General features: G+C 67.8%; 24 protein-coding genes. 7 read left to right on the forward strand and 17 right to left on the reverse strand.

Going from position 1 to position 25,090, the window contains the following annotated elements; all coding sequences use genetic code 11:
• Positions 1 to 182 precede the first annotated feature (182 nt).
• Entirely contained in the window at positions 183 to 2,015 is a 1,833-nt protein-coding gene (locus ACGF7Y_RS22665) for an AMP-dependent synthetase/ligase (protein ID WP_393236568.1), read from the forward strand.
• 112 nt (positions 2,016 to 2,127) lie between these two features.
• Positions 2,128 to 2,772 (forward strand): class I SAM-dependent methyltransferase, encoded by a 645-nt coding sequence (locus ACGF7Y_RS22670; protein WP_393236569.1) that lies wholly within the window; start codon positions 2,128 to 2,130, stop codon positions 2,770 to 2,772.
• Positions 2,773 to 2,784: 12 nt separating this feature from the next.
• Here ACGF7Y_RS22670 and ACGF7Y_RS22675 read toward each other — a convergent pair whose 3' ends face one another.
• Positions 2,785 to 3,012: a hypothetical protein gene (locus tag ACGF7Y_RS22675; RefSeq protein ID WP_393236570.1), complete on the reverse strand. Its 228-nt coding sequence runs from the start codon at positions 3,010 to 3,012 to the stop codon at positions 2,785 to 2,787.
• Between the two features lie 99 nt (positions 3,013 to 3,111).
• Positions 3,112 to 3,507: a DNA-directed RNA polymerase subunit beta gene (locus tag ACGF7Y_RS22680; RefSeq protein ID WP_393236571.1), complete on the reverse strand. Its 396-nt coding sequence runs from the start codon at positions 3,505 to 3,507 to the stop codon at positions 3,112 to 3,114.
• 377 nt (positions 3,508 to 3,884) lie between these two features.
• Between ACGF7Y_RS22680 and ACGF7Y_RS22685 the strand changes: the two genes are divergently transcribed.
• Together ACGF7Y_RS22685 and ACGF7Y_RS22690 are read left to right on the forward strand one after the other, a co-directional pair.
• A complete protein-coding gene (locus ACGF7Y_RS22685; protein WP_393236572.1) occupies positions 3,885 to 4,727 on the forward strand; it encodes a helix-turn-helix domain-containing protein in 843 nt (280 codons plus the stop codon).
• Positions 4,724 to 4,930 carry a DUF397 domain-containing protein gene (locus ACGF7Y_RS22690; RefSeq protein ID WP_393236573.1) on the forward strand — a complete coding sequence of 69 codons (207 nt, stop codon included), beginning with the start codon at positions 4,724 to 4,726 and terminating at the stop codon, positions 4,928 to 4,930. Before ACGF7Y_RS22685 ends, ACGF7Y_RS22690 begins: the two co-directional genes overlap by 4 nt.
• A 436-nt stretch (positions 4,931 to 5,366) precedes the next feature.
• Here the strand turns inward: ACGF7Y_RS22690 and ACGF7Y_RS22695 are convergent, their stop codons facing one another.
• The 4 genes from ACGF7Y_RS22695 to ACGF7Y_RS22710 all read right to left on the reverse strand — a co-directional run bounded on the left by ACGF7Y_RS22695 (position 5,367) and on the right by ACGF7Y_RS22710 (position 8,708).
• A complete protein-coding gene (locus tag ACGF7Y_RS22695; RefSeq protein ID WP_393236574.1) occupies positions 5,367 to 5,792 on the reverse strand; it encodes a hypothetical protein in 426 nt (141 codons plus the stop codon).
• Positions 5,793 to 6,158: 366 nt separating this feature from the next.
• Positions 6,159 to 6,692 (reverse strand): YbhB/YbcL family Raf kinase inhibitor-like protein, encoded by a 534-nt coding sequence (locus ACGF7Y_RS22700; protein ID WP_393236575.1) that lies wholly within the window; start codon positions 6,690 to 6,692, stop codon positions 6,159 to 6,161.
• A gap of 22 nt (positions 6,693 to 6,714) precedes the next feature.
• Positions 6,715 to 8,076 carry a M20/M25/M40 family metallo-hydrolase gene (locus tag ACGF7Y_RS22705; RefSeq protein WP_393236576.1) on the reverse strand — a complete coding sequence of 454 codons (1,362 nt, stop codon included), beginning with the start codon at positions 8,074 to 8,076 and terminating at the stop codon, positions 6,715 to 6,717.
• 128 nt (positions 8,077 to 8,204) lie between these two features.
• Positions 8,205 to 8,708: a GtrA family protein gene (locus tag ACGF7Y_RS22710; protein ID WP_393236577.1), complete on the reverse strand. Its 504-nt coding sequence runs from the start codon at positions 8,706 to 8,708 to the stop codon at positions 8,205 to 8,207.
• Positions 8,709 to 8,815: 107 nt separating this feature from the next.
• On the opposite strand from ACGF7Y_RS22710, the gene ACGF7Y_RS22715 reads away from it, so the two are divergent.
• Positions 8,816 to 11,242, forward strand: a complete 2,427-nt coding sequence (locus tag ACGF7Y_RS22715) for a beta-ketoacyl synthase N-terminal-like domain-containing protein (RefSeq protein WP_393236578.1) — start codon at positions 8,816 to 8,818, stop codon at positions 11,240 to 11,242.
• A gap of 20 nt (positions 11,243 to 11,262) precedes the next feature.
• On the opposite strand, the gene ACGF7Y_RS22720 is transcribed toward ACGF7Y_RS22715, so the two are convergent.
• On the reverse strand, positions 11,263 to 11,625 hold the full coding sequence (locus ACGF7Y_RS22720; RefSeq protein ID WP_393236579.1) for a hypothetical protein: 363 nt from the start codon (positions 11,623 to 11,625) through the stop codon (positions 11,263 to 11,265).
• Positions 11,626 to 11,716: 91 nt separating this feature from the next.
• Between ACGF7Y_RS22720 and ACGF7Y_RS22725 the strand changes: the two genes are divergently transcribed.
• Positions 11,717 to 12,643 carry an NAD-dependent epimerase/dehydratase family protein gene (locus ACGF7Y_RS22725; protein ID WP_393236580.1) on the forward strand — a complete coding sequence of 309 codons (927 nt, stop codon included), beginning with the start codon at positions 11,717 to 11,719 and terminating at the stop codon, positions 12,641 to 12,643.
• Between the two features lie 89 nt (positions 12,644 to 12,732).
• On the opposite strand, the gene ACGF7Y_RS22730 is transcribed toward ACGF7Y_RS22725, so the two are convergent.
• Together ACGF7Y_RS22730 and ACGF7Y_RS22735 are read right to left on the reverse strand one after the other, a co-directional pair.
• Entirely contained in the window at positions 12,733 to 13,065 is a 333-nt protein-coding gene (locus ACGF7Y_RS22730; protein ID WP_393236581.1) for a hypothetical protein, read from the reverse strand.
• A 58-nt stretch (positions 13,066 to 13,123) separates the two neighbouring features.
• The gene (locus ACGF7Y_RS22735) at positions 13,124 to 13,603 is read right to left on the reverse strand and encodes a winged helix-turn-helix transcriptional regulator (RefSeq protein ID WP_393236582.1); all 480 of its coding nucleotides are present in this window, start codon (positions 13,601 to 13,603) and stop codon (positions 13,124 to 13,126) included.
• 81 nt (positions 13,604 to 13,684) lie between these two features.
• On the opposite strand from ACGF7Y_RS22735, the gene ACGF7Y_RS22740 reads away from it, so the two are divergent.
• Entirely contained in the window at positions 13,685 to 14,920 is a 1,236-nt protein-coding gene (locus ACGF7Y_RS22740; RefSeq protein ID WP_393236583.1) for an MFS transporter, read from the forward strand.
• A 107-nt stretch (positions 14,921 to 15,027) separates the two neighbouring features.
• Here the strand turns inward: ACGF7Y_RS22740 and ACGF7Y_RS22745 are convergent, their stop codons facing one another.
• From ACGF7Y_RS22745 to gmd, 8 genes are all read right to left on the reverse strand, one after another.
• A complete protein-coding gene (locus ACGF7Y_RS22745) occupies positions 15,028 to 16,377 on the reverse strand; it encodes a cytochrome P450 (protein ID WP_393236584.1) in 1,350 nt (449 codons plus the stop codon).
• 11 nt (positions 16,378 to 16,388) lie between these two features.
• The gene (locus ACGF7Y_RS22750) at positions 16,389 to 17,666 is read right to left on the reverse strand and encodes a flavin-containing monooxygenase (RefSeq protein ID WP_393236585.1); all 1,278 of its coding nucleotides are present in this window, start codon (positions 17,664 to 17,666) and stop codon (positions 16,389 to 16,391) included.
• 115 nt (positions 17,667 to 17,781) lie between these two features.
• The gene (locus ACGF7Y_RS22755; RefSeq protein ID WP_393236586.1) at positions 17,782 to 19,350 is read right to left on the reverse strand and encodes a glycosyltransferase family 87 protein; all 1,569 of its coding nucleotides are present in this window, start codon (positions 19,348 to 19,350) and stop codon (positions 17,782 to 17,784) included.
• A 55-nt stretch (positions 19,351 to 19,405) separates the two neighbouring features.
• Positions 19,406 to 20,584 (reverse strand): nucleotide disphospho-sugar-binding domain-containing protein, encoded by a 1,179-nt coding sequence (locus ACGF7Y_RS22760; protein WP_393236587.1) that lies wholly within the window; start codon positions 20,582 to 20,584, stop codon positions 19,406 to 19,408.
• Positions 20,585 to 20,588: 4 nt separating this feature from the next.
• On the reverse strand, positions 20,589 to 21,773 hold the full coding sequence (locus tag ACGF7Y_RS22765) for a class I SAM-dependent methyltransferase (RefSeq protein WP_393236588.1): 1,185 nt from the start codon (positions 21,771 to 21,773) through the stop codon (positions 20,589 to 20,591).
• A gap of 1 nt (position 21,774) precedes the next feature.
• Positions 21,775 to 22,722, reverse strand: coding sequence for a GDP-mannose 4,6-dehydratase (locus tag ACGF7Y_RS22770; RefSeq protein ID WP_393236589.1), 948 nt, complete (start codon positions 22,720 to 22,722; stop codon positions 21,775 to 21,777).
• 1 nt (position 22,723) lies between these two features.
• Entirely contained in the window at positions 22,724 to 23,977 is a 1,254-nt protein-coding gene (locus ACGF7Y_RS22775) for a class I SAM-dependent methyltransferase (RefSeq protein ID WP_393236590.1), read from the reverse strand.
• A complete protein-coding gene (gene gmd, locus ACGF7Y_RS22780; RefSeq protein WP_393236591.1) occupies positions 23,974 to 24,996 on the reverse strand; it encodes a GDP-mannose 4,6-dehydratase in 1,023 nt (340 codons plus the stop codon). Before gmd ends, ACGF7Y_RS22775 begins: the two co-directional genes overlap by 4 nt.
• Between the last annotated feature and the right edge of the window lie 94 nt (positions 24,997 to 25,090).

The raw sequence follows: 25,090 nt of genomic DNA on the forward strand, positions 1-25,090 counted from the left end.
TGAAGTTTGCCCCACCCCGCTTCCCTCCTGTGGCTACCATGAGTGAGCCGCGCCACATGTGGCGCGCCGACTCGTGAGAGACTGACAGTGCATTCGCCGCGCCGCGTCAGCATTCGGGTCCCGGATCGTGCGCCGGTGGATACCGGCGTCCGGTTCACGCCAGCGCTATCGGGAACAGGGATATGACGACAACAGAAATCGGATACGCGCACCAGTCGGGCAAAACGGTGTACACCGTCCCCGCCGCATTCCAGGAGACCGCACGGCTGCGTCCCGACCAGATCGCCTTGCGCAAGGTGGGTGGCACGCAGGAATACACCTGGCGCCAGTACGCCGAACGGGTGCGCTCGATCGCCGCGGGTCTGGCCGGACTCGGCGTCGGCCACGGTGACACCGTCGGCATCATGCTCACCAACCGTCCCGAGTTCAATCTCGTCGACACCGCCGCGTTGCACCTGGGCGCCACCCCGTTCTCCATCTACAACACCAGCTCCCCCGAGCAGATCACCCACCTGTTCACCAACGCGGGCAACAAAGTCGTCGTGACCGAACAGGTCTTCCTCGACCGGATCACCGCGGCGGGGGTGCCGCTCGAGCACATCATCATGGTCGACGGCCCCGCCGAGGGCGCCGTCACCCTCGAACAGGTCGAGGCCGCGCCCGCCGCCGAGTTCGATTTCGACGCCGCCTGGCAGGCCGTCGGCGCCGACGACCTGGCCACCCTGATCTACACCTCCGGCACCACCGGCCCGTCCAAGGGCGTGGAGATCACCCACCGCAACGTGCTCGCCCAGATCATCGCCCTGGTCAACGGCCCGCTGCAGGTCGGCCTGGACGACCGCGCGGTGTCCTACCTGCCCGCCGCGCACGTCGCCGACCGGATCTCCGGCCACGCGATCAACCTGCTCACCGGCATCCAGATCACCACCGTGCCCGACCCGCGTGAGGTCGCCGCCGCCCTGCCCGACGCGCGCCCGACCATCTTCTTCGGCGTCCCGCGGGTGTGGCAGAAGATCAAAGCCGGGGTGGAGGGCAAACTCGCCGAAGAACCGAGCCCGGTCAAGAAAGCGCTGGCCAACTGGGCGATCAGCACCGGAATCGCCGCCGCCCGCGCCGATCTGGCCGGTAAAGGCCGCGGTCCCCTGCTCGGTGCGCAGCACAAGATCGCCGAGACGCTGGTGCTGTCCAAGCTGCGCCACGCGCTCGGGCTCGATCAGCTGAGCGTCGCCTCCTCCGGCGCCGCCCCCATCCCGCCGGAGACCCTGGAATACTTCCTCGGCCTCGGCTTCACCGTCAGCGAGGTGTGGGGCATGTCGGAGACCACCGGTGTGGGCACCTACACCGAGCTGGACAAGCCCCGCCCCGGCTCGGTCGGGCGCGCGGTCGACGGCATGGAACTGCGCCTGGACGCCGACGGCGAGGTGCTGGTGCGCGGCCCGATCGTCACCCGCGGCTACCGCAACATGCCCGACAAGACCGCCGAGGCCATCGACTCCGACGGCTGGCTGCGCACCGGTGACATCGGCACGCTCGACGCCGACGGCTACCTGCGGATCGTGGACCGCAAGAAGGAACTGATCATCAACGAGGCGGGCAAGAACATCGCCCCCACCAGCATCGAGAACTCGGTGAAAGCGGCCTCCTCGCTGATCGGCCAAGTCGTCGCCATCGGCGACGCCAAGCCCTACATCGCCGCCCTGATCGTGCTCGACCCCGACGTCGCCGCCATCCGCGCCAAGGAACTCGACGCCACCGGCGAGGACATCGCCGCCCTGGCCACCCGCAGGCAGATCATCGACGAGGTACTGGCGGCGGTCCAGGCGGGCAACGCCAAGCTCTCCCGCGTCGAGCAGATCAAACGGTTCACCGTCCTCGGCGCCGTCTGGGAGCCCGGCGGGGACGAACTGACCCCGAAGATGTCGCTCAAGCGCGCCCCCATCGCGGCCAAATATCAGGCCGAGATCGAGGCGCTGTACGCCAAGGAACCCTCCGACCGGGTGATCAGCGTCAAGTAAGCTCGCCGGAACGCACTGTGGCCCTGGGCATTACGTCCAGGGCCACAGTCTTTCACGCTCGATCCTCGAGGCCCAGGATGCCGACCGCCGCGGCCGCCGTGAGAATGGAACGGTGCTGCTGTCTCGACTCGACCGGTTCAATCGGCGACATCCGTGGAGCCACAACGACCACTACGGTGGGTGGGTCGTACGCCAGGTGGCAGCGGCCGGAGCCCATCATGTCCTCGACGTCGGATGCGGCACAGGCAACCTCGCCGCCCGGCTGCGCGACCGCGTCGCCACCGTCACCGCGCTCGAGCCAGACCCCGCGACCGCCCGCCTGGCGGCGCGACGTTTCGCCGGCGACCCCGCGATGACCATCGTCGAAGCCGACTTCTCCGGTCGCGACCAGCAGCGACGCTGGGACGCCATCACCCTCGTCGCCGTCCTGCATCACCTCCCCTTGGTGCCCACGTTGCGGGAACTGCGCGATTGTCTGGCCCCGGGCGGGCGACTCGCGGTCGTCGGCTGCTACCGCCACTGCGGACCCCTCGATGTCCTCGCCGACCTGCCGGCCATCGCCGCCAACCCCGTCATGGGACTGATCAAGCACCCGGCTCGCGCCGAAACGCTGCCCCCGCACATGACGGCACCCACCGCCGAGCCGACCGAGACCCTCGCCGACATCCGCGCCGCCGCCGCGCGGGAACTGCCCGGCGCCCGAATCCGCCGTCGCTTGTTCTGGCGCTACACCCTGGTCTACGACGCCCCCTCCTGACGGCGTGGACCTTCACGGCTCCAGATACAACCGCTCACAAGGCAATCGCGGATACCCCTCGATGTCGTGCATCGACACCTCGACCGCGTCGTGCCAGTGCCGGGCACGCCACTCCTGCACGAACAGGCACGCCGCGGTGACGCAGGCGATGTAATCCATCCGGGCGCCGTGCCAGAACACCGACAAGTGGACATCCGGCTCGGACGGTAGCGGAGAACCGCGGCGCTCAGCACCGTTCACCGCCGCCGCTCCGTGGGGTCGTCGTGCCTATCGGCCTGCTGGAATCCGAGGGGGCCGATCCCGTGGTACGCCGGAACCTTCCATGCCCTGCAATACCTTTCAGGCATACGTGAAGCCTCGCTTCCGTCGTGCAACCCGCTCCGCCACGCATCCACGGATAGCGGCCACCACGACGCTTCCGGAGGGACGAAAAGCGCTGTCGGGGCGAGCGACCCAGGCGCGGAACGTAGTCCCCCGATCGGCCGGACTCGGCAGCGCCACGGTTCCGCCGGCGCGCACCAACGAGACGTCGAGCCGGAACATCTCGGCGAACAGCGAGATGTCATCCGGCAGGTCGGGCTGCGTCAGATACGTCCACCGTTTCGACCGGGGATGCGACATGATCGGGCCGATCCGATGGTGGTGCCGCTGCATCCAGACCTTCACATCCTGGCCCAGCGTGGCTGGCATGATCACCGCCCACGCCACCCCCATACGTAGCACGATGCGCCCCACCTGAGGTGGATCCACCTCCGCGGGCAGGTCGCACACCTGCCGGTAGTAGGCGCACCGGGACAGTGGTGTGCGTCCGAAAGCTATCTGAACCATGGAACCCCCTACTGGATTGCACAACTGGATGAGTCGCGCCCGGTTCGCCGCAGTCAGCCTTTCGCTGAGGGGAGTCGACGGCCCCGTGCGACTTCGTGTTTCGCTCGGAGTGCCTGACGCACCCCTAGTAGACGCCCATGCGGCAGCATTTGGAATATTCCAGCGCGCGAGTAGTCTGGATTTTTCTCCATCTTCCAGAGTGGCTGTGCAGATCCTTCCAAATTCACCTACCGCCGTGAGGTTGGCTAATGACCGAGAGTTCGGGCTCTACAGTTCCGCGTCGCATGTTGGGCCGCCGACTGCGTCAGCTACGCGAGGCTTCCGGTGTGACAGTCGCGCAGGCATGCAGAGTCATCGAGGTGTCCCCGCAAACCATGTGGCGGTTGGAAGGAGGTCAGGGTGTGAAGCTCAAGGACATCTACATCAAGGCCCTCTGTGAACTGTATGGAGTCGACGAGGATGACACGGCAGCGCTCATGGGCCTGGTTCGTGAAACCAAGAGGACCGGATGGTGGCATGCCTACGGCGATGCGGTGCCCACCTACTTCGATCTCTATCTCGGATTGGAAGAAGCGGCCAAGAAGCTGACCACCTTCCATCTCACCTTGCTTCCCGGCTTGCTCCAGACCCCTGCTTACCGGCGTGCGGTGATCTGGGGCGCGTATCCCGGAATGCCCACAGCCGATGTCGAGCGTCGGATCGAGATCGCGGCCACGCGCCAGAAGCGCCTACAGGAATCGCGCGACCGCTTCAGCATGAACGTGTACCTCGGAGAGGCGGGGCTGAGATACCGGGTTGGTGGGCCACCGGTTATGACGGAACAACTCCACCATATCCTGGCTGTTTCGCGGTTGCCCACCGTGACGCTTCGCGTGGTGCCATTCGACACCGATCGTGTGATTCCCCTGATAACGGGATCTTTCACGCTCATGGAGTTCCCAGCATTGCAGTCCTTCACCGAGCCGCCGGTGGTGTACGTTGAGGGCTACACGGGTGCTCTCTACCTGGACAAGCCCACTGAGATCGACCAGTACAGGACGGCGTGCAAGGCGATTCGCGCCGCCGCGCTGGATGAGCAGGAAACCAGGGAACTGGTGTTGAAGATCGCTAAGGAGTATGGCGGGTGAATTCCGACCTGGCGAAGGCGGCGTGGTTCAAGAGCAGTCGCAGCGGACCTAACCAGGATTGCGTCGAGGTGGCATTCCTGGACGGCGGGCTGATCGGCACGCGAGATTCCAAAAACCCGACGGGTTCAGCCCTCATGTTCACCAATAGCGCCTGGGACGCATTCACAACTGCAGTAGCTCGAGGTGAATTCGACCGGCCCTGACACGAGCAGAAGCCCAGCGACAGCCTTGTGTCCCTGGTCGGATTTCGTGGCGCTGAAGGTTTGCATTCGTCCCGGCCCGGGGCCCGCTCCGCAGCCGCTTGGGAGGTCCGGCGCGTCGCGCGCAACCGATGGAGGGAACCGCAGTCGGACCCGACCGTCGAGTGTGCGCTGCTGGTCGACGAGGGAGAGCCCCGCGCTCGCTAGTTACGGCGATTCTTGCCGCCCCGTTCTGCGCGGTTCGGCGACCGCAGAATACGTCGTTCGTTGACGGCGGACTTCAACGAACGAACTCGCGCGTTGCTCGTGGCACGATTACTTCCCGCTGCTCGATGCCGAGTGGTTCGCGAACGGCTTATGCGATGCCTACCAGTGTGTGGACCAGCTGGTGGCGGCGGTAGAGGATCGCGCCGTACCCCGCATGCGTAGTGAGCCGGGACTACGCCAACTGCTCTACGGCGAAGCCGACCAGGAGTACGCAGAATCCGCCGATCTCACCGATGATCAGAGCGGCGAGGACGAAACGCATCGACGGCGGAGGGTTGCGCATCTGGTTGTCGGTCTCGCGCTGCAATCCCAGGCGGATGTAGTTCGCGATCGTCACCACGAACAGTGCGATGATCGCCCCGGCCGCGGTGGCGTTCACCGCCGTCGGCCAGCCGGACAATTCGACGAACCAGGCGATCAATCCGGTGGCGAACGAGTACAGCAGTGCGGCGCGGTGGGCGATGTCGACGTAGGGGTGTGCCAGACCGTCCGGCGAGGTGGTCATCGCCTGCCATTTCCACACGCCGAGAACCAGCGCCCACAGGAAGATGAGCCCGGCGAAGAAGAGCACCCAGGCGGTTTCCGTGCGAATGATCAAGTTCGTACCCTCATCAGTCCTTCGCGCGCCCACTTGGGCGGCTGTCCAGCGGCAGCGTAGCGCTTGCGGACAGTGGCGGCGCGACGACAGCGAACCCACTCCTGGGAATACCGACTGGTCGGGTTAGCGCGCGGCGCGCGGGCCTGGCCGAGATGGAGTTCGTGTCGCCGCGCGGCTGGGGGCTTGTGGATCGAAACCCACGGCGCGAGTAGCCGTCGTGGGTTTCGTCGTTCGCGCGCCGGAGGATCAGAAGCAGACAGGACGCCAGAGCGTGCCGCAGAACCACCCGAGACCTGGGATGAGGTGCATCGGAAAGCGCTGTGGCCCCGAGCGTTTCGCTCAGGGCCACAATCACGTGACGGGGCTCTAGTGCTGCTCGTAGGTGGCGATCAAGATCGCGCGGGCGAGGGTGTGGGAGAACAGGTTGAAGCCGAGGTAGGCGGGCGTGGCGTTCTCGTCGATGCCGAGACTTTCGACGTCGACGGCGTGCACGACGATGAAGTAGCGGTGCGGGCCGTGGCCGGGCGGCGGAGCGGCGCCGACGAAGCCGTGGAAACCGCCGTCGTTGCGCAGGGTGATCGCGCCGGTCGGCAGTGCGCCGCCTTCTTCACCGCTGCCCGCACCCGCGGGCAGGGAAGTCGCGCTCACGGGGATGTCGGCGACGGCCCAGTGCCAGAAGCCGGAGGCGGTGGGGGCGTCGGGGTCGTACACCGTCACCGCGAAGCTCTTGGTCTCCGCAGGGAAATCCGACCAGGACAGCTGCGGGGAGATGTCCTTGCCCCCCGCGCCGAAGATGCCGCTGACCTGCTCGTTGTCGAACGGTTGGCCGTCGGTGACGTCGGTGGAGGTGAGGGTGAACGACGGCACCTGCGGAAGCGCGTCGTAGGGGTTGTAGGTCATGAAACCTCTCTTCCGGATCGGATCAGCTGTGCAGAAGGAAATGTTCCAGTACGCGCGTGCCGAACTCGAGCGCCTCGACCGGCACCCGCTCGTCGACGCCGTGGAACAGCGCGGTGAAGTCCAGCTCCGGCGGCAACTGCAGCGGTGCGAAACCGAAGCATCGAATGCCCAACCGGGCGAACGCTTTCGCGTCCGTGCCGCCGGAGAGCATGTAGGGCACGGTGCGGCCGCGCGGGTCGTGGGCCAGCACGGCGTTGTTCATCGCGTCGACCAGGTCGCCGTCGAAGGTCGTCTCATAGGAGTCGAGCTTGGTGATCCACTCGCGTTCGACGTCGGGGCCGATCAGCTCGTCCACCTCACGCTCGAACGCCGCCTGCCGCCCGGGCACCACACGGCAGTCCACCACGGCCTCGGCGGTCTGCGGGATCACGTTGGCCTTGTAGCCGGCTTGCAGCATGGTGGGGTTGGCCGTGTCGCGCAGCGTGGCGCCGATGATGCGGGAGATGGTGCCCAGCTTCGCCAGCTGGCCCTCGATGTCCGGGCTCGACGGATCGAATTGCAGACCCGTCTCCTCGGCGACGGCGGCCAGGAAGGCGGCCACCGACTCCGAGAGCACCACGGGGAAGGTGTGTTTGCCCAGCCGGGCCACCGCGTCGGCGAGGATCGTGACCGCGTTGTCCTCGTGCAGGAACGACCCGTGGCCCGCGCGGGCCTTGGCGCGTAACCGCATCCAGCCCAGACCCTTCTCGGCGGTCTCCACCAGATACAGCCTGCGTTCGGTGCCGTCGGGGCGCGGCACGGTCAGCGAGAACCCGCCGACCTCCCCCACCGCCTCGGTGACGCCGTCGAACAGATCGGGGCGGTTGTCCACGAGCCACTGCGAGCCCCACTTGCCGCCGTTCTCCTCGTCGGCGAGGAAAGCGAAGACCAGATCGCGCGGCGGCACCGTCCCCTCGAGTTTGAACTGGCGGGCCACCGCCAGCGCCATCCCGACCATGTCCTTCATGTCGATCGCGCCGCGACCCCACACGTAGCCGTCGCGCACCGCGCCGGAGAACGGATGCACGCTCCAGTCCGCGGCCTCGGCGGGCACCACATCCAGGTGTCCGTGGATCATCAGGGCGCCACGACTCGGATCGGCGCCTTCCAGCCGCGCGAAGACATTCCCCCGACCTTCCGCGCCGGATTCGACGTATTCGGTGACATATCCCGCCTGGTGCAGCTGGTCGGCCACCCACTGCGCACATTCGCGCTCACCCTTGGTGGTGGCCAGATCACCGGTATTGGAGGTGTCGAAGCGGATCAGCGTACTGACCAGCTCCACCACTTCCGACACCGCGCGCGAGCTTCTGTTCGGGTCGATTCCTTCGCCAGTTGCGGACACGCCCCCTTTCCTACCACCCGCGCGGCGTGCGAACGCGCGGCCGGGGTATCGCGGCGGGGCGCCGCGGCCCGCACGGTGGGCGATCGCGCCGGACAGGGTTGTCATCAGGCTGAGCGCAACTGGCCGGCTCACCCCGCGCCGGGGCGCTCGACCTCGTCCGGGAACACCACCCGCACGAATGCCCAGAAACGGAACACCATGCCCAGCGCGGTGCCGATCAGCTGCGCGGCCACGAAGTCGGCCACGTTCTGGGTGAAACGGGAGACCTCGGGCACCTCGAGATGCAGCACATACCGCGACACCCACAGCGGTGCGGTGTTGATCGCGACGGCCAGGAAACTGACCAAGTAGAACAACGCCGCCTCGTGGTGCCCGCGCCGGCCGCCGCGCCCGTCGAAGGACCACTGCTTGTTGAGCACATACGACAATGTGATCGCCGCCAGCACCGCGACCACTTTCGCCGTGACCGGATACGCCTCGAGCACGGTGCTCTTCAAGGTCAGGAACACCGCGGTGTCCAGCGTGAACGCGGCGACACCGACAGAGGCGAAACGGAGGAGTTCTCGACGCCGTGCCTCGCCCCCCAGCGCGGACGTCACCCGAGCGAAAACGGGGCGTTCGGAAAACAGCACAGGTAAAGTCTCCGGCACATGTCCCGACCCCACAACAAGATCGGCAGATTCACCGCACCGCTTGTTCCACGGGTGCACGGTCGGTGGAATGCGGGTAGGTGAGAAGCGTGAAGAAGGCCAAGCGGCGCACCCGTTCTCAGCAGACGGCATTCAACGGTGCGGCCCGCGCCGCGGAGCCGATCGCCGTGATCGGCATGAGCTGTCGCTTCGCCGGGGGCGCCGATTCTCCGGAAGCGTTGTGGCGGTTGCTGATCGAGGAGACCGACGCGGTCGCCGACGAACCGCCGCCGGGGCGCTGGTCGGGTGACTACCGAGGCTCCGACCGCGCCGCCGCGGGCAAGACCGTGTCGGTCGCCGGTGGGTATCTGGCGGATGTAGCGGGTTTCGACGCCGAATTCTTCGGGATTACCCCACGGGAAGCGGCCGATATGGATCCGCAGCAACGCTTGGCGCTGGAACTGGCGTGGGAGGCGTTCGAGGACGCGGCTATCCGGCCCGATCGGGTGCCGCGGACCGGCGTGTATTTCGCCAATAAGTTCAACGACTATCGCGCCGTCAAACTCTCCCGTGGCGCCACCGCCATCACCCCGTTCACCAGTACCGGAGATGTCGAAGGCGTGATCGCCAACCGGGTGTCGTACTTCCTGGGTTTCGACGGCCCCAGCATGACGGTGAACGCCTCCTGCGCGGGATCGCTGGTCGCGGTGCATCTGGCCTGCCAGGCGCTGCGGGCGGGTGAGAGCGCGCTGGCGGTCGCGGGCGGGGTGCAGCTGAATCTGATACCGGAGACCGCGATCGGGCTGTCCGCGCTGGGTGTGCTGTCCGCGCAGGGCCGGTCCCGCACCTTCGACGCCTCCGCCGACGGCTACGCCCGCGGCGAAGGCGGCGCGGTGGTGATCCTCAAACCACTGCGGCAGGCGTTGCGCGACGGCGACCGCGTGTACTGCACCCTGCTGGGCAGCGCCACCAACAACAACGGCAGGCACCGATCCATGCCCGCCAGCAGCGCAGACGGGCAGCGGCAACTGATCCGTCGCGCCTGCGCGCAGGCCGGGGTGGACCCGCTGACGATCGACTACGTGGAGGCGCACGGCACCGGCACCGCGGTCGGTGATCGCGCCGAACTGTCCGCGCTGGCCGAGGTCTACGGCATCGGCCGCGCCCCGGGCTCGCCGCTGAGGGTCGGGTCGATCAAAACGAATATCGGGCACACCGAGGCGGCCGCGGGTATGGCGGGACTGGTGAAGGTCGCGCTCGCTCTGTCGCACCGCCGCATTCCGCGTAGTCTCCATTTCGACCGTGCGCCCGGATATTTCGACCCGGCGAGCGCTGGAGTGCGTGTCGCCGATACCGCAATGCCGTGGCCGCAGCACGATGGTCCGGCACGCGCCGCGGTGAGCGCTTTCGGTTTCGGAGGCTCCAATGCTCACGTCATCGCCGAAGCGGCCCCTCCGCCCGACCCATTGACCGCCCCCGACTCCTCCGAGCGCCTGGTGGTGCTGTCGGCGCGCACCGAGACCGCGCTTCGGGCGCACGCTTTCCGGCTGCGCGAGCATCTGGTGCACAACCCCGGCGTGCTCCTCGGTGACCTCGCGCACACTCTGGCGACGAGAAGGCCTTTTCAGCACCGGCTTTCGGTGGTAGCCGACGACGTGGGCCAGGTTGTCGAGTTCCTCGACGGGACCGTATCCGGCGACGTCGACGGCACGGAGAACGAAGCGCTGAGTCTCGTGCTCTCGGCGGCCTTACGGCCCGGCACCGTCGCCCGTCGCGACTTGCTCACCGCGGCGGGGATGCTGTTCCAGCGTGGCATCGAGCCGGACTGGGCGGCCGTGAACCCGCCCGGGCGGCCGATCACGCTACCCACCTATCCGTTCCAGCGGGAACGGCACTGGGCGGTTGCGGAGACGCACGCCGAAGCACACGGCGTCGCCGCGCGCGATTCGGCAGCCGATCTCCTTTCGTCCGAATCCGTTGATCGTCCGGTTCGTGATCGCGCACCCATCGGGCAGACGACCGGTGCCGCGCCGGTCGTGTCGTCAGCGCAGAATTCCGCACCGGTCGAAGCCGGCGTCAAGGATTCGGGAACGCAGCCGGCGACGATCGAGCCGGCTGCCGCGCTCAGCGCGCCGGAAGACACCGCCGAGCCCGATACCGTGTCGCTCGCCGCGCTGGTCACCAGGGAACTGGCCGAAGTCGTCGGCATCGTCCCCGACCGCGTCGCCGTCCGCCAGAACTTCGACCAGCTCGGCATCGGCTCGGTGCACGCCGTGGAACTGGCCACCCGCCTCACTGCCCGCCTGGGCATCGACGTGCCCGCCGCCATCATCTGGGGCTGCCCCACGGTCGAGCTACTGGCCGCCGAACTGAGCACTCGGCTCACAGCGCCGTACCCGGCAGCCGAGCATCCCCCCACAACCCCTGCGGCCGATCCGAACCCGGCTCCGGGTGAGGAAGCTCTCACGATCAGCGAATTGGTGGCATTGAGCCGAGAGTTACTGGGCAGCACCGGGACCCGCGAACAATCGCGTTGATCCAGCCGACCCGGGTCCGCTCACGGAGCCAGCAGTTCGCGGGCCGGCGCTTCGCTCCACCAGCGTTCGACTGCCTCGGGTGACCAGGTGCGTTCGGTGATGAACGTGGCGTAGACGTCGATGTTGCACAGTGCGGCGTAGATGTCGGTGGCGGTGGATACGTCCAGGCCGGGTCGCAGTGTGCCGTGTGGCCACGACGAGAACACTTCGGCGCGCATTCGGTCGGCGACTGCACGCGCCTGCGCGTAGAGGGTGGCCAGTTCGGGTTCGGTGCGCCCGGAATCACGGATCAAGACGATGAGGTCGCCGGCGCGTTCGAACAGGCGCCGGTCGTAACCTGCCATCGCGGCGAGTTGCTGTGCGGGGGTGGGGCGGCTTTCCAATTCGGCGAGCATCCGCGTCGGCGCGGGTGCGCTTGGTAACGCCGATGCGGTGCTCGAGCATCGACACTCTCGTTCGCACTAGGATCTGGTCATGAAGGTCTTCGTCGCGGGATCGACCGGCGCGATCGGACGATATGTCGTCGCGGCATCGGTCGAAGCGGGCCACGAGGTGACGGCATTGGTGCGTACCGACGAGAAGGCGGCCGTGGTGCGCGCTCGAGGGGCGAGGCCGGTCACGGCGTCGTTGTTCGATCGAGACCAACTGAGCGCCGCGATCGCCGGGCACGACGCCGTGGTGAACATGGCCAGCGCCCTGCCCTCGGTCGCACAGTTCATGTCCGACCGCGCTTGGCGCAGAAACGAGCATGTTCGCATCGACGGGTCGACGGCCCTGGTCGATGCCGCACTGGCCGCCGGTGTCGACCGGCTGATCCAGGAATCGATCAGCATGATCTACCCGGACAGCGGGTCCGAGTGGATCACCGAGGACGTCCGCGCCGACCGCTACCCCCGCGCCCTGTGCAGCATCGCCGCCGAGGACAACGCCCATCGCCTCACAACAGCGGGCGGAAGCGGAATCGTGTTGCGCTTCGGTGTCTTCTGCGGCGTCGGTGCCGCCCACAGCGAACAAATGCTCGCCATGGCCCGCCGCCACATCGCGCCGGTACTGGGCCGCGCCGACGCATACACCTCCACGATTCACCTGACCGACGCGGCCGCGGCCGTCATCGCGGCGCTCACCGCCCCAGCGGGCACCTACAACATCGTCGACGACGAACCGCTCACCAAACGCGAGTACGCCACCGCCCTGGCCGCGGCCGCGGGCAAACGGCCCTGGCTGCGTGTCCCCGGCCGGGCCGCGCTGCTCGGCGGTCACCGGCTCACGTCCCTGACCCGATCACTTCGAGTGAGCAACAGCCGCTTTCGTGCCGCCACCTCCTGGTCTCCGCGCTACCCCAGTGCCCGCGAGGCGTGGCTCGCTACCGCCGCTCCTGGCAGGGGCTCGTCCGAGGTGTAGGACCCGCGGGTCGAGCATTCGGCCGCTCCCGAAGCCGCCGCGCCGGAGGGCGGCGCGGGCGTCGACCGGCGGCGCGGCTCCAATGGTCGTCAGGTCGTCACCGGCTCGGTGACGCGGCCCACCCGGAGGGCAGCCGGAACGAGGGCAGCCGGACCTCCGATCCGGAAGCGGATATGCTGCCCTCGGTCCGGGTGGGCTGTATCCAAAGGGGGCCGAAAGATGTTGGGCAGCACGAGTCGTTCGCCGGCTACCTGATCGAGGGAGTGCTCGGGCAAGGCGGTATGGGCACCGTCTATCTGGCCCGCCACCCACGGCTGCCGCGACTGGTGGCGCTCAAACTGCTCAATCGCGCGGTGTCGGAGGACGAAGAACTGCGCAGACGGTTCGAACTGGAAGCCAATGTCGTCGCTCGCCTGGAACACCCCCGGGTTCCGGTAGCCGCACCGCGGAACGGATTCGGCGTAGTCGCCGTGCGTCCGATTACGCGTCGGCCACCGAAGTGTCGTGTTCGCTCACCTTGCGAACTCGGGTGGTCGCCGCGGTGACGCGCTCGCCCTTGTGGTTTTCGGTGCGCAGGGGGGCGACGGGGCTGCCGTCACGGTCGACGAGCGTGGAGTGGGGTTCGTCGTCGGTGAAGGTGTGGCGTTCTCCCCATTGGCGCAACGCCACGACGAGGGTGAAGAGGTCTTGGCCGGCTCCGGTGAGTGCGTAGCTGTGTCGCTTGCCGCCAGGGGCGGTGCTCGTGGTGAGGATGCCGTGGTCGACCAACCTGCGCAGGCGATCGGTGAGGATGTTGCGGGCGATCCCGAGCCGCTGCTGGAAGTCGGTGAAGCTCGCGGCGCCGTCCATGGCGTCGCGCACGATCAGCAGGCTCCACCGGTCGCCCACGAGGTCGACGGTTCGCGCGACCGGGCACGTGGGATCGGTCCACTCGCGGCCGGTACCGAGCGTCGTGGTCATGAGCCTCCCATCAGTTGCAATTCGAAACCATTATTACCTATTCTCGAATGGTTGCATTTTGCTACTGATGTGGGAGGTGTGGTGGCGACAGGAGTCACAAGGCCGCAGCGATTCGTCCTGGCGCTGGTGTGCGCAGTGGCCGTATCGACGATCTATGCGATACAGCCGGTTCTGGAAGCAGCGGGCGCCGGCCTGGGAGTGGCACCCGAGTCGCTGGGCGTGCTGGTCGCCGCCGGGCAGGTCGGGTACTTCGCCGGTCTGATCCTGCTGGTCCCGCTCGGCGACGTGGTGAATCGTCGGCGGCTCATCACCGTGCATCTGGTCCTCACCGCCGCCGGAGCCGCAGTCGCGGCCGCCGCACCGAACGGCGCCGTCGCGGTGGCGGGGCTGGCGGTGGCGGGACTGTTCGCGGTCGTGGTTCAGGTAACCGTCGCCTACGTCGCCGCCGTCTCCGCGCCGGGCGAGCGGGGCCGCAATATCGGCGCGGTCACCTCCGGGGTAGTGATCGGTATCCTCGGCGTCCGCGTCCTGGCCGGGGTCTCGGGCGACACGGTCGGCTGGCGTGCGGTGTACGCGCTGCTCGCCGCACTCTGCCTGGCTCTGGCCCTCACCGTCCGCGCGGCACTCGACCCGGACTGCGGAACTCCCGGCGCGCGATACGCGCAGGTGCTGGCATCGATGGGGCGGCTCGCGCGCACGGATCGCCTGTTTGTGAGCCGAGGCCTGATCGCGTTCTTCGCCTTCGCGTCCTTCGGAACCCTCTGGAGCGGGCTGGCCCTGCCCCTCGGCGCCGACCCGTGGAACTTCGGCACCACGCAGATCGGCCTGTTCGCAGTGGCGGGCCTGGCCGGAGCTCTCGGCGCCGCCCGCGCGGGACGATGGGCCGACTCCGGACACGCACAGGCGATCACCGGATCCGCACTGGTGGTGCTCACCGCCTCCTGGTCGCTCATCGCCCGGACCGAAACAACCCTGTGGCTGCTCGCCATCGGCATCGTTCTCCTCGACTTCGCCGTCCAGGCAGTACATGTCGGTAGCCAGCATCTGCTGACCACGGCACATCCGCACCAGGCCAGCAGCGTCATCGGCGCCTATATGGCCTTCTACTCGCTCGGATCCGCCCTCGGCGCACTCACGACCACCTGGGCATACAGCACCCGGGGATGGCAGGCCTCCTGCTGGGCCGGCGCGGCCTACTCCCTCGCCGCACTGGTTGTGTGGGGACTGGCCCAGGTCACCGGCATCACCCGGTCCGGGGCCGCGGGTGCGCCCGGTCCTCGACCGAAGTGTCCGGACGCGGCAGCGCTGCCATGCTGAGCGGCGACCGCGCGCGGATCACCCGCCTCCCGAACACCCCAGCGGGCATACGACATCCCGACCGGTGAGATGTCGAACCCGCTCCACGGGGTGGCCGGACAGCCCGGTCAGGTCGTCACGGGCTCGGTGACGCGGCGGACCGGGCGGATGCGGATGCCCGATTCAGGGCGCAAATTCACCGAGGCCAGCGGTACCACCGGGTGGGTGTGGTCGAGTTCGAGCCGGAAACGCTGCACCGTCATGGCCAGGATCAGGACCATCTCCGTCATCGACATGTCCTTGCCGAGGCAGATACGCGGGCCACCGGAGAACGGGAAGAACGCGAACTTGTGCCGCTCGGCCACCGCCGCGTCGGCGAAACGTTCCGGACGGAACTCCTCCGGGTCGTCCCACAGCCGTTTGTCGCGGTGGATGTAGTACATGCACAACGTGACTCGCGCGCCCGCGGGCACATGGTAGCCGCCGATCTCGTCGTCGGCGATGGGGGTGCGCTCGACGATCCAGGCGGGCGGGTACAGCCGCATCGTCTCTTCGATCACCATGCGGCAGTAACTCAGCTGCCCCAGATCCGCGAAGGACGGGCTGCGGTCGCCGAGCACGGCGCGCACTTCCCCGGCCAGCTTCTCCTGGATCTCCGGATGGGTGGCCAGCAGGTAGCATGCCCACGACAGCGCGTTGGCCGGGGACTCGTGCCCGGCCACGAGCAGGGTCTTGATCTCGTTGAGCAGATCCTCCTCGCGCATGCCCTGACCGCCTTCGTCGCGGGCGCGCACCAGCGCGGTGAGCACGTCGGTGGTGTCACCGCCGCGGCGGCGTTCGTCGATGAGATGGCGTACCACGTCGTCGAGTTCACCGACCTTGCGCGCGACCCGGCGGGCCTCCGGTGTCGGGAAGGATTGCGGCAGCTTCACCGGCGCGTTCACCCGCTTCATGATCAGCGCGAACGCCGCGCGCATCGCGTCGGTCACCTGGCTGGTGTCGGTGGACAGGTCGAGGCCGAACAGGATCCGGCCGGTCACCGCGAGCAGCAGTGCGACGTAGTCGTCATAGATGTCGCGGAACTGCCCGGCCGCGGCGTCCCAGCGGTCGAGCATCGCCGCGGCGCTGTCGGTGATGTCGTCGGCGAAACCCTTGACGTGCGAATGGGAGAACGCCGGGGAGATCAACTTGCGCTGGGTGCGCCAGTACTCCAGGTTGTTGGTGGTCAGCTGCCCCTCGCCGAGCAGGATGCTGAACTCGTCGTAGATCGGGCTCTTGCGGTAGTTGGTGTAGTTGTCCTTGAGTACGTACTCGGTCATCGCCGGGTCCGCGACGAGGTAGACCAGCATCGGGCCGGCCTTGACCCGCACGACGTCGCCGTAGCCCTCCAGCAGCGCGCCCACCGTCGTCAGCGGGTTCTTCGCCAGTTTCGGCAGCATGCGTCCGGTTTCCACCAGACCTGGCCCGGGTGCTTTCATGGAACGACCTTTCACTTCAAGAGCTTGGCGTGCTTGCGCAGCTGGTTCACGTAGTCCTGCTTCTCCACCACCAGCGGGTACTGGTCGGCGTGGTAGAGCCGCAACCCGGCGTACAGGTCTGGCTGGCGGCCCTCGGTGGCGCGATCGAAACGCTCGACCCGCCGCGGATCGCTCGCCTTGGCCCGCAGGTACTGCGCGACCAGCTCGGCTTGTTTCTCGTAGACATCCCAGTGCGAACCGATCGGCCGCACCATCCCGACGACGAACAGGTCGCGGGTGTGCGGCGGAAAGATGTTGAGATACAGGCCCGGTCGCAGGCTGTCGCCGGCCCAGTTCAGATGGGTCCGGTCGACGACGGGATAGTTCGGCACGAAGCCGGTGGCCAGCACCACCAGATCGACCTTCTCCTCGGTGCCGTCGGTGAAGGTCACCCGGTCGTCGTCGATCGCGGTGACGTCCGGTTTGGGCGTGATGTCGCCGTGGGTGTAGTGGTGATGCAGCTGGTCGCCGAGCATCGGGATGACGATGCCGTCGGTGAAATCCGGCACCGGGAGCCCGAAGGTGCGGGAGCGGCCGCGCAGATACGAGAACAGCCGCTCGAAGGCCCGCTTGCGCAGTGGCCGCCACATCTTGCCTTGCAACATGCTGTCGGTCGGGCGGCCCAGCATGTACTTGGGCATGCAGTAGAACCCGCGCCTGCTGCTGTGCAGGGTCAGCGCGGCGTTGACCGCGCAGTCGGACAGGATGTCGGCCGCCGACTGCCCGGCCCCGATCACCAGCACTCGCTTGCCGAGCACCTGTTCGGGATGGCGGTACTCGCTGGAATGCAGCACGGGCACCGTGCCCGAGCCGGGGATATCGATGCGCCGCGGGGTGCGGTCGTGCCCCGTGGCGACGACCACCCCGGCGTAGCGTCGCTCGGAGCCGTCGGCCAGAGTGACCACCCAGCCGCCTTCCCCTGGTTCGACGCGCTGCACCGAGGTGTTCAACCGGATGCGCGGCCACAGGTCGAAGGCGTCGGCGTAGGAGTGCAGATAGCGCAGCACGAGTTCGTGCCCCGGATAGTCCGGATAGTTCTCGGGCATCGGGAATCCCGAGAACGCCTGCACACCCTTGGACGCGATCACGTGCGTGTTGTGGCTGACCGGTGAGTCCGGACGCCGTGCGTCCCAGATCCCGCCGATCCCGTCGGCCGCCTCGAGCACCTCGAAATCCAAACCGTGCGAGGCGAACTCACGCGCGGTCGCCAAACCCGCCGCACCGGCGCCGATCACGCAATAGCCGCTCATGCACTGTCCCCTCTGCGCTGCCGCCTGCGGGCTCGACCGCTCATGCTGTGTTTGTTGTCGGCACGAGCGGGGCCCTGCGTGGTCACGCTGCGCTGCCGCCTCCGGGCCTGACCGCTCATGCCGCGCCGACCCGTTCGGTTTGTGGAGTGTCTTCCTGCGGCGGCGTGGGTTCCGGATCGGTGCCCGTGCTCGCCCGCCAGGCCACCACGAAGCAGGCGACGTAGATGACCGTCTGCGCCACCAGCGTGAAGTAGACGTTCTCGTTGTAGACCGCGACGATCAGCCAGGCCACCGTGAGCACAGCGACGGTGCGTTTGCCACCGCGCATCAGCCCGGCATACACCGCCAGCATCCACACCGCGCCCACCGCGATGTACACCCACGGCCCGAACGGAGCGCGGAACGACGCCAGCGTCAGCACCGCCAGCCAGATGGCCAGCTGCTCGGCGCGCACCCGCGGCCCTTCCGCCCCGGCCGACAGCCGCCGGTGGATACGGACCGCGGTAACCGCCACCAGGATCAACAGCAACAACGTGTAGATATTGGTGATCACGCGAGCGGGCCCGACGGGATCGCCGATATCCCAGCCCATGATGTTCGCCTTGTACGGCAGCCCGAACGGCGAATAATTGACCAGCTGATTGGCTCGCTCCACCAGCACGAACTGGTGGAACTCCCCGCTGGCCAGCCGCTGCCATGTGCCGTCGGACAGGAATTGCCGCCACGGCTCCCAGCCGAAGATCGCCAGCGTGGCCAGTGAATACAGCACGCCGAACACCGCGGTCCACACCGCGGGCCGCCAGCGCCGCTGAACCAGCAGATAGACCAGCAGGATCGCCGGGGACACCTTGGCGATGATCGCGAACGCCAGCGCCGCGCCGCCGAAGATATTGCGCCGCAGATGGAACAGCACCATGGCGCCCGCCCCGCCGACATACAGCACCAGCACGTGGATGTTGCCGATCTGCAAAGTCGCCAGGGTCGGCAGGCTGAGCCACACCACCGGGGTCAGCGCCGCCAGCACCCCGCCCTGCCTGCCGCCGACCCAGCGGGCGATGGCGAACATCGCCACCAGCACGATCGCCACGTACAGCGAGTAATACAGCGCGCGCAGCGTGGCGAAGTCGTGGCTGAACAGCAGCAGCAACCGAGGCAGCAGTAGGAACGGCGGCGGGTAGAGGTAGGCGTCGCGATCCTGCGGCGTCACCGCGGGCAGGATCGAATCCGCCTGGGGTGATTCGTAGCGGTGGCGGTCATAGAGGCTCGCGGGGTCGTGTTCGGCCATGAGCGCGCCACTGATGTAACCGGACAGGTGGGTCTTCTCGACCAGGAACTCGTCGTCGGCCGACAGTGAGGCGTCGACGTTGTCGGCGTCGAGGATGAACTGCGTCAACCGGGCCAGCACCGCGACCACGAGCAGGATGGCCACGCTCCACAACACCCGCACCACGATCGATTTGCTGCGCACCACCTCCCGCCACTCGGCGGGCACCGTCGGCACGAACAGCACGAACAGCGCCACCGCGCACACGACGCCGAGCACGGCGGTCACCGGTCCGGGAAGGCCGGTGAGCGAGAGCACGATCATCACGACGGGGACGAGAATGCCGACGACGAACACCGCGTACATCGCGGCGAAGTAGTCGAGCGAACCACGGAACGTGGTCCATGTCCTGGATATCATCTGCAACCTACGGCTTTCGGTTCCCGCGCCGCCCGGTCCGGGCCGCGCGGATGGTCTATCTGGTCGCTGCTGTGGCGTGCCCGGTCAGCAGCGGAACCACCTGGGACACCACGTCGCCCGCGGTGGGTGCGGCGCGCAGGTCTGCGCCGATCTGTTCGGCGGCGGCGCGGAATCCGGGTTCGCGCAGCAGCGTGCGGATCGAGGTGGTGAGCGCGTCGATGTCGCCTTGGCTCGCGGGGGTCTCGGCGGCCAGCCCGGCCCCGCTGCGCACCAGGCCGCGGGCGTAGTCGAACTGGTCGAACATCTGGGGCAGCACCAGTTGCGGCAACCCGAACCAGCCCGCGGTGAGGCCGGTGGTCGAGCCGCCGTGGTGCACCAAGAGATCGCAGCTCGGCAGGAACAGGTTGAGCGGAACCTCCTGCACGACCCGGACATGCCCGGGCAGCTCGCCGACGGTGGCCCGGTCGGATGCCGACAGTGCGACGACGACCTCGGCGTCGTCGATGTCGGCCAGCGCCGCGAGGACCGATTCCAGCGGCCGCGGACCGGTCAGGCCCAGCGTGCTGCCGCCCATGCACACCGCGATCCGCTTGCGGCCGTGCTCGTTGCGGTGCCACGGCGGCAGCGCGCCGGTGCCGTTGAACGGGACGTAGCCCAGCGGGGTGCCCGGCGCGGCGTCGGGCGCTTGTAGCCGCTGTGGGCAGATGTCGAGCACGGCGACCGGGTCGGCCAGCCGGGTGCCCGCTTCGGCGGCGAGTGCGGCGGTGCGTTCGGTGAAGGGCCCGCCGGTGGGGTCGATGCCCCAGCGGTGCACCAGCACCGGCAGATCCAGTTGCGCGCCGAGCGCCCGGCCGATGGTGGCCAGCGGGTCGGTGAGGATCACCTCCGCTTGCCAGTCGGTGGCCACCTCGGCGAACGCCTCGAGGTATCGGCGGGCATGGTTGTGCCAGTTCTGCGCGGCGATCTGCCACAGGCCCTGCCCGCTGGACAGGTCGCGGTCGGCGAACAGCGGAAGCGGGAACATGCCCGGATTCACCTGGGTGCGCAACTGGTCCATGGGCACGTTGAGCGCGGTCATCTCGACGGCGTTGAGCCCCGAGCGCAGCGCGGTGGCCGTCACGTCGTCGCGCGAGGCGACCAGCACGTCATGCCCGGCCAGCCGCAGCGCCCAGCAGAACGGCACCATCGCGAGCAGGTGGCCCGACGAGGGCACCGGCACGACAAGAAACTTCATCCGATCACTCCTTCGGCTTCATCCACTCCATCGGATTGGTGTGCCGAGGCACCCATGATGGAGCCGATTGCTCGGCGTTGCGGCGTTTTTCGACGACCACGATGTTGTGGTAGAAGTGCAGCGCCCCGATCCAGTCGTCGAAAGGGCCTGTCGCGCGGCCGGATTCCTTCTCGAATTCCTGGTGGTGCAAGGCGTCCACCAGGGTTTTCAGGTAACCGATGCTGGTGGCCGGGTCGTCGGTGGCGGTGCTGCTGCCGCCCCAGCCCGACCAGTAGGAGGTCTGGGTGTCCTCCACCACGTACAGCCCGCCGGGCCGCAGGTGCGCGAACAGCGCCCGGAACGAGGCGATCACGTCACCGCTGATGTGGCTGCCGTCGTCGATGATGATGTCGAACGGGCCCAGTGAGCTGCCGAGCTCGTCGAGGAACGTCGCGTCGCCCTGATCGCCGCGCAGCGGTTGCAGGCGCGGCTCGGCGATGCCGGACTTGTCGAAGTAGTCCAGCCCGAACACCAGCCCGCGGCGGAAGTACTGCTTCCACATCCGCAGCGACGCGCCGCCCACATCGGGTGCGGTGTAGCCGCCGATGCCCAGTTCCAGGATGCGTACGCGGCTGTCGCGCAGCGGCGCGAAATGCCGCTCGTAGTGCTGGGTGTACCAGTGCCCGCCCCACTTGTCCGAACCGAAGTGCAGCGACAGGGCGTTGAGGTCGTAATGCTGTGGGCGGCAGGCGGTGACGATCCCGTCGGCGGCGACCGCGGCGGCGTCGCGGGCCAGCCGCCACGGGTCGTCGGGTGCGAAACTGCCCGGCCCCGGCTCGTCCTTGATCGCGATGGCGCGTGTGCCGAGCGCCGCGTCGGGCGGGCCGTAGACCGCACGCAGCAACTCCACCAGATCTTGCCGCACCACCAGCCACGGATCCTCCAGGGAGCCTGGAGCTATCGCGGGCTCCTCGGCGCCCAAGGTGAGCAGATAGTCGAGCTGTTTGCCCTCGTGGGTCAGCTCGAACACCGCCGTGACCGGCTGCCCCGGCCGGGATCCGTAGTTCGCGCGCCAGGCGATCTCCTTCAGCACCGCGTCGGCGACCGCCTCGGTGCCGATCTCGCCGATCCGCGCGGCGGTCTCCTCGTAGACGCCGTCGGCGACGGAGATCAAGTGGGCGGCGAGGACATTCTCGTCGTTCAATGGCACGTCATCCATCCGTTCCGCCGGTGCGTACCGGCCTCGATTGCTCCGCCGGGCGCACGCCCTCGGCGACGAGCATGGCGCGCACCATGCCGTGGAAGTCCACCGAAGGGCGCCACCCGGTCCGCTCGCGCAGCCTCGTCGCGTCACCCACCAGCGGTCGCCTGCTGCGGGTGAGCACCGAGGAACGTTCGCGGACATGGTCGTTCCAGTCCAGTCCGGCCATGCCGAACGCCGCCGCGCAGAACTGCGCGACCGTGTGGTGTTCGCCGGTGGCGACGACGAACTCGTCCGGCTCGTCGAGGGCCAGGATGCGCGTCATCGCCTCGACGTAGTCCGGCGCGTACCCCCAGTCGGCGCCGGCGTCCAACCTGCCCACCTCCACCGTGGTGGTCTCACCGCGCTGGATCCGGGCGACGGCGCGCACGATCTTGCGGGTGACGAACTTCTCGGCCCGCAACGGTGATTCGTGGTTGAACATGATTCCCGCGGCCGCGAACACACCGCGGGCGCGGTAGGCGCGGCAGGCCAGCAGGCCCGCCGCTTTGGTCACCCCGTAGATCGAGTCCGGTCGCAGCCCGCTGTTCTCGTCGCACACCGCGGCGCCGTCGGAGCCGAAGACATGCGAGGAGGCCGCGTAGAACAGCCGCGTGCCCGTCCGGTGACGATCGATCGCCTCCGCGAAATGCTGCACCGGCAGCGTGTTCACCCGGTGCGAGGCGCGGGCCAGCTCGCGCGGGTCGCCGTGGTCGTCCTGCGAGGAGTGCTGCACCGCTGAGAGCAGATACACCTGCGCGGGGCGCGCGGCGGTGATCAGCTCCTCGACCGCGGCCGCGTCGGTGATGTCGACCGGGCCGTCGCGGCCGATCCGCAGCACGCGCTCACCGCGCGCGGTGAGCAGGTCCGACAGCAGGGTGCCGTCCTGCCCGGCCGCGCCCGTGACGACGATGGTCATCTCACACCACGTCCAGCTCCGGCAGCGGGAACACCAGCCGCCCGCCCGCCGCGCGGAAGGCGCTTTCGCGCTCCAGCATCATCGTGCGGAAATGCCAGGGCAGTACGAAGAACTGGTCGGGGGCCAGCTCGCGGGCTCGTGCCTCCGACACGATCGGGATCGCGCTGCCCGGGGTGAACTTGCCGAATTTGTCGTCGTTGACCTCCGCGATGCACGTCAGATCCTCCGGGCCGATCCCGCAGTGCTGTAGCACCACGTTGCCTTTGGTGGAGGCTCCGTAACCGAGCGTGCGCAGGCCCGCCTCGCGGGAGCGGTCGAAGAAGTCGCGGACCCGTTCGCGATGCTGGTCGACTCGTTCGGCGAAGTCCGCGTACGGCCGCGCGGTGTGCAGCCCCAGCGTGGACTCCTCCTGGCGCATGCGATCCAGCGCGGCGGCATCGGCAGGCGAGGGCTCGCCCCGTTTGCCCAAGGTGAGCGCGAAGCTGCCGCCGTTGACGGCATTGCGTTCCACCTCGAGCACCACGAAGCCGCAGCGCCGCGCCATCCATTCGATCTGGTCGAGGGTGTAGTACTCCAGGTGCTCGTGACAGATCGTGTCGTAGGAGGTGGTGGCCAGCATCGCGGGCAGATAACTCTGCTCCAGCACCCAGATACCGTCTTCGGTGAGGCTGTCGTACACCGCGCGCATGAACTCCAGCGGCGCGGGGACGTCGTAGAACATGGCGATCGAGGTGATCACCTTGGCCCGTCGCCCCGCCAACGCCGATTCGACCAGCTCGCGGGTGAAGTACCCGGTCACCAGCCGCACATGCGGCGGATAGAACCGGCGGAACTTCTCCCCCAGCGGGTCGATGCCCACGATCGTCGCCGACCCTTCGGGGTAGGCGCGCAGCAGCGTCGCGTCGTTGCTGCCGATGTCGATCACCACATCCTCCGGCGACAACGGCACCCGCTGCCGGATCCGCGCCACCCGGTGGGCGAGGTGGTCGATCATCGATTTGTTCAGTCCGGAGCGGTATCCGTATCCGGGAGAATACATTTCGTCGAAGTCGGCGGTGTGGCGCAACTGCACCAGCCCGCATTCCTCGCTGCCGCTGGCTACGCAGCGCACCAACTCCAACGGGTAGCGCGGCACCTCGGTCGGGTCGGTGGCCGGGAACACCCCGGTCAGCGCCATCGTGCCGAGGTCGACCACCGTCTCGAGCCGGGTGTTCCCGCACACCCGGCAACCCTGCACCGCCACTGCTTGCGTCACACGTTCTCCATATCGTGGGCGACCATCAACTCGACCAGTTCGGTGAAACTCGTGCGGGGCGCCCACCCGAGCTTCTCGCGCGCCTTGCTCGGGTCTCCGGTGAGATGATGCACCTCGGCGGGCCGGAAATAGGTCGGATCCACCTCGACCAGCACCCGCGAAGTGCGCCGGTCGATTCCCTTCTCCGCCAAACCTGTTCCTTCCCAGATCAATTCGACTCCCGTGGCGGAGAAGGCGGTCTCGCACAACTCGCGCACGCTGTGCGTCTCGCCCGTGGCGATCACGTAGTCGTCGGGTTCGGGCTGTTGCAGCATCAGCCACATCGCCTCGACGTACTCCTTGGCGTATCCCCAGTCCCGGCGGGCGTCCAGATTGCCGATGAACAGCTTGTCCTGTTTGCCCTGCGCGATGCGCACCGCGCCGCGTGTCACCTTGCGGGTGACGAAAACCTCGCCACGCCGGGGTGATTCGTGATTGAACAAGGTGCCGTTGACCGTGTACATCCCGTAGGCCTCGCGATGGTTGACCGTGATCCAGTACGCGTACAGCTTCGCCACGGCATACGGCGAACGCGGATGGAACGGCGTGTCCTCGCTGAGGGCCACATCGTGCAGTCCGCCGTACAGCTCCGAGGACGAAGCCTGGTAGAACCGAGTGGCGATGCCGGTCTTGCGGATGGCGTCCAGGATGCGCAGCGTGCCGATCGCGTTGGTCTCGGCGGTGAACTCCGGGATCTGGAACGAGATGTGCACGTGCGACTGCGCGCCCAGGTTGTAGATCTCCGCCGGGCGCACGTCCTCCAGGATCCGGTTGAGGCTGCTGGAATCCATCAGATCCCCGTAGTGCAGGAACAGCCGGCGTTGGGAATGCGTATCGGGATACAGGTGATCTATCCGGTCTGTATTGAAATTCGACGCACGCCGGATAATCCCGTGCACCTCATATCCCTGCTGCAACAGGAATTCCGTCAGATAAGACCCGTCCTGGCCGGTGATACCGGTTATCAGCGCCTTTCTCATCAAACCTCCAACCCCGAGACTAACCGGTGGCCAAAAAGCGGGCAATACCTATCTTTCGGTCGCCGCCGGTATTAGAATTCGATTGCATGAGCGC

It is taken from the genome of Nocardia sp. NPDC047654 (assembly GCF_043205035.1).
Lineage (GTDB): Bacteria > Actinomycetota > Actinomycetes > Mycobacteriales > Mycobacteriaceae > Nocardia.

Bases quoted from the DNA above. Each gene is read 5' to 3' on its own strand.
- ACGF7Y_RS22665 (WP_393236568.1), top strand. From the start codon at position 183: ATGACGACAACAGAAATCGGATACGCGCACCAGTCGGGCAAAACGGTG.
- ACGF7Y_RS22685 (WP_393236572.1), top strand. From the start codon at position 3,885: ATGTTGGGCCGCCGACTGCGTCAGCTACGCGAGGCTTCCGGTGTGACA.
- ACGF7Y_RS22700 (WP_393236575.1), bottom strand. From the start codon at position 6,692: ATGACCTACAACCCCTACGACGCGCTTCCGCAGGTGCCGTCGTTCACC.
- ACGF7Y_RS22725 (WP_393236580.1), top strand. From the start codon at position 11,717: ATGAAGGTCTTCGTCGCGGGATCGACCGGCGCGATCGGACGATATGTC.
- ACGF7Y_RS22735 (WP_393236582.1), bottom strand. From the start codon at position 13,603: ATGACCACGACGCTCGGTACCGGCCGCGAGTGGACCGATCCCACGTGC.
- ACGF7Y_RS22745 (WP_393236584.1), bottom strand. From the start codon at position 16,377: ATGAAAGCACCCGGGCCAGGTCTGGTGGAAACCGGACGCATGCTGCCG.
- ACGF7Y_RS22750 (WP_393236585.1), bottom strand. From the start codon at position 17,666: ATGAGCGGCTATTGCGTGATCGGCGCCGGTGCGGCGGGTTTGGCGACC.
- ACGF7Y_RS22755 (WP_393236586.1), bottom strand. From the start codon at position 19,350: ATGATATCCAGGACATGGACCACGTTCCGTGGTTCGCTCGACTACTTC.
- ACGF7Y_RS22760 (WP_393236587.1), bottom strand. From the start codon at position 20,584: ATGAAGTTTCTTGTCGTGCCGGTGCCCTCGTCGGGCCACCTGCTCGCG.
- ACGF7Y_RS22770 (WP_393236589.1), bottom strand. From the start codon at position 22,722: ATGACCATCGTCGTCACGGGCGCGGCCGGGCAGGACGGCACCCTGCTG.
- gmd (WP_393236591.1), bottom strand. From the start codon at position 24,996: ATGAGAAAGGCGCTGATAACCGGTATCACCGGCCAGGACGGGTCTTAT.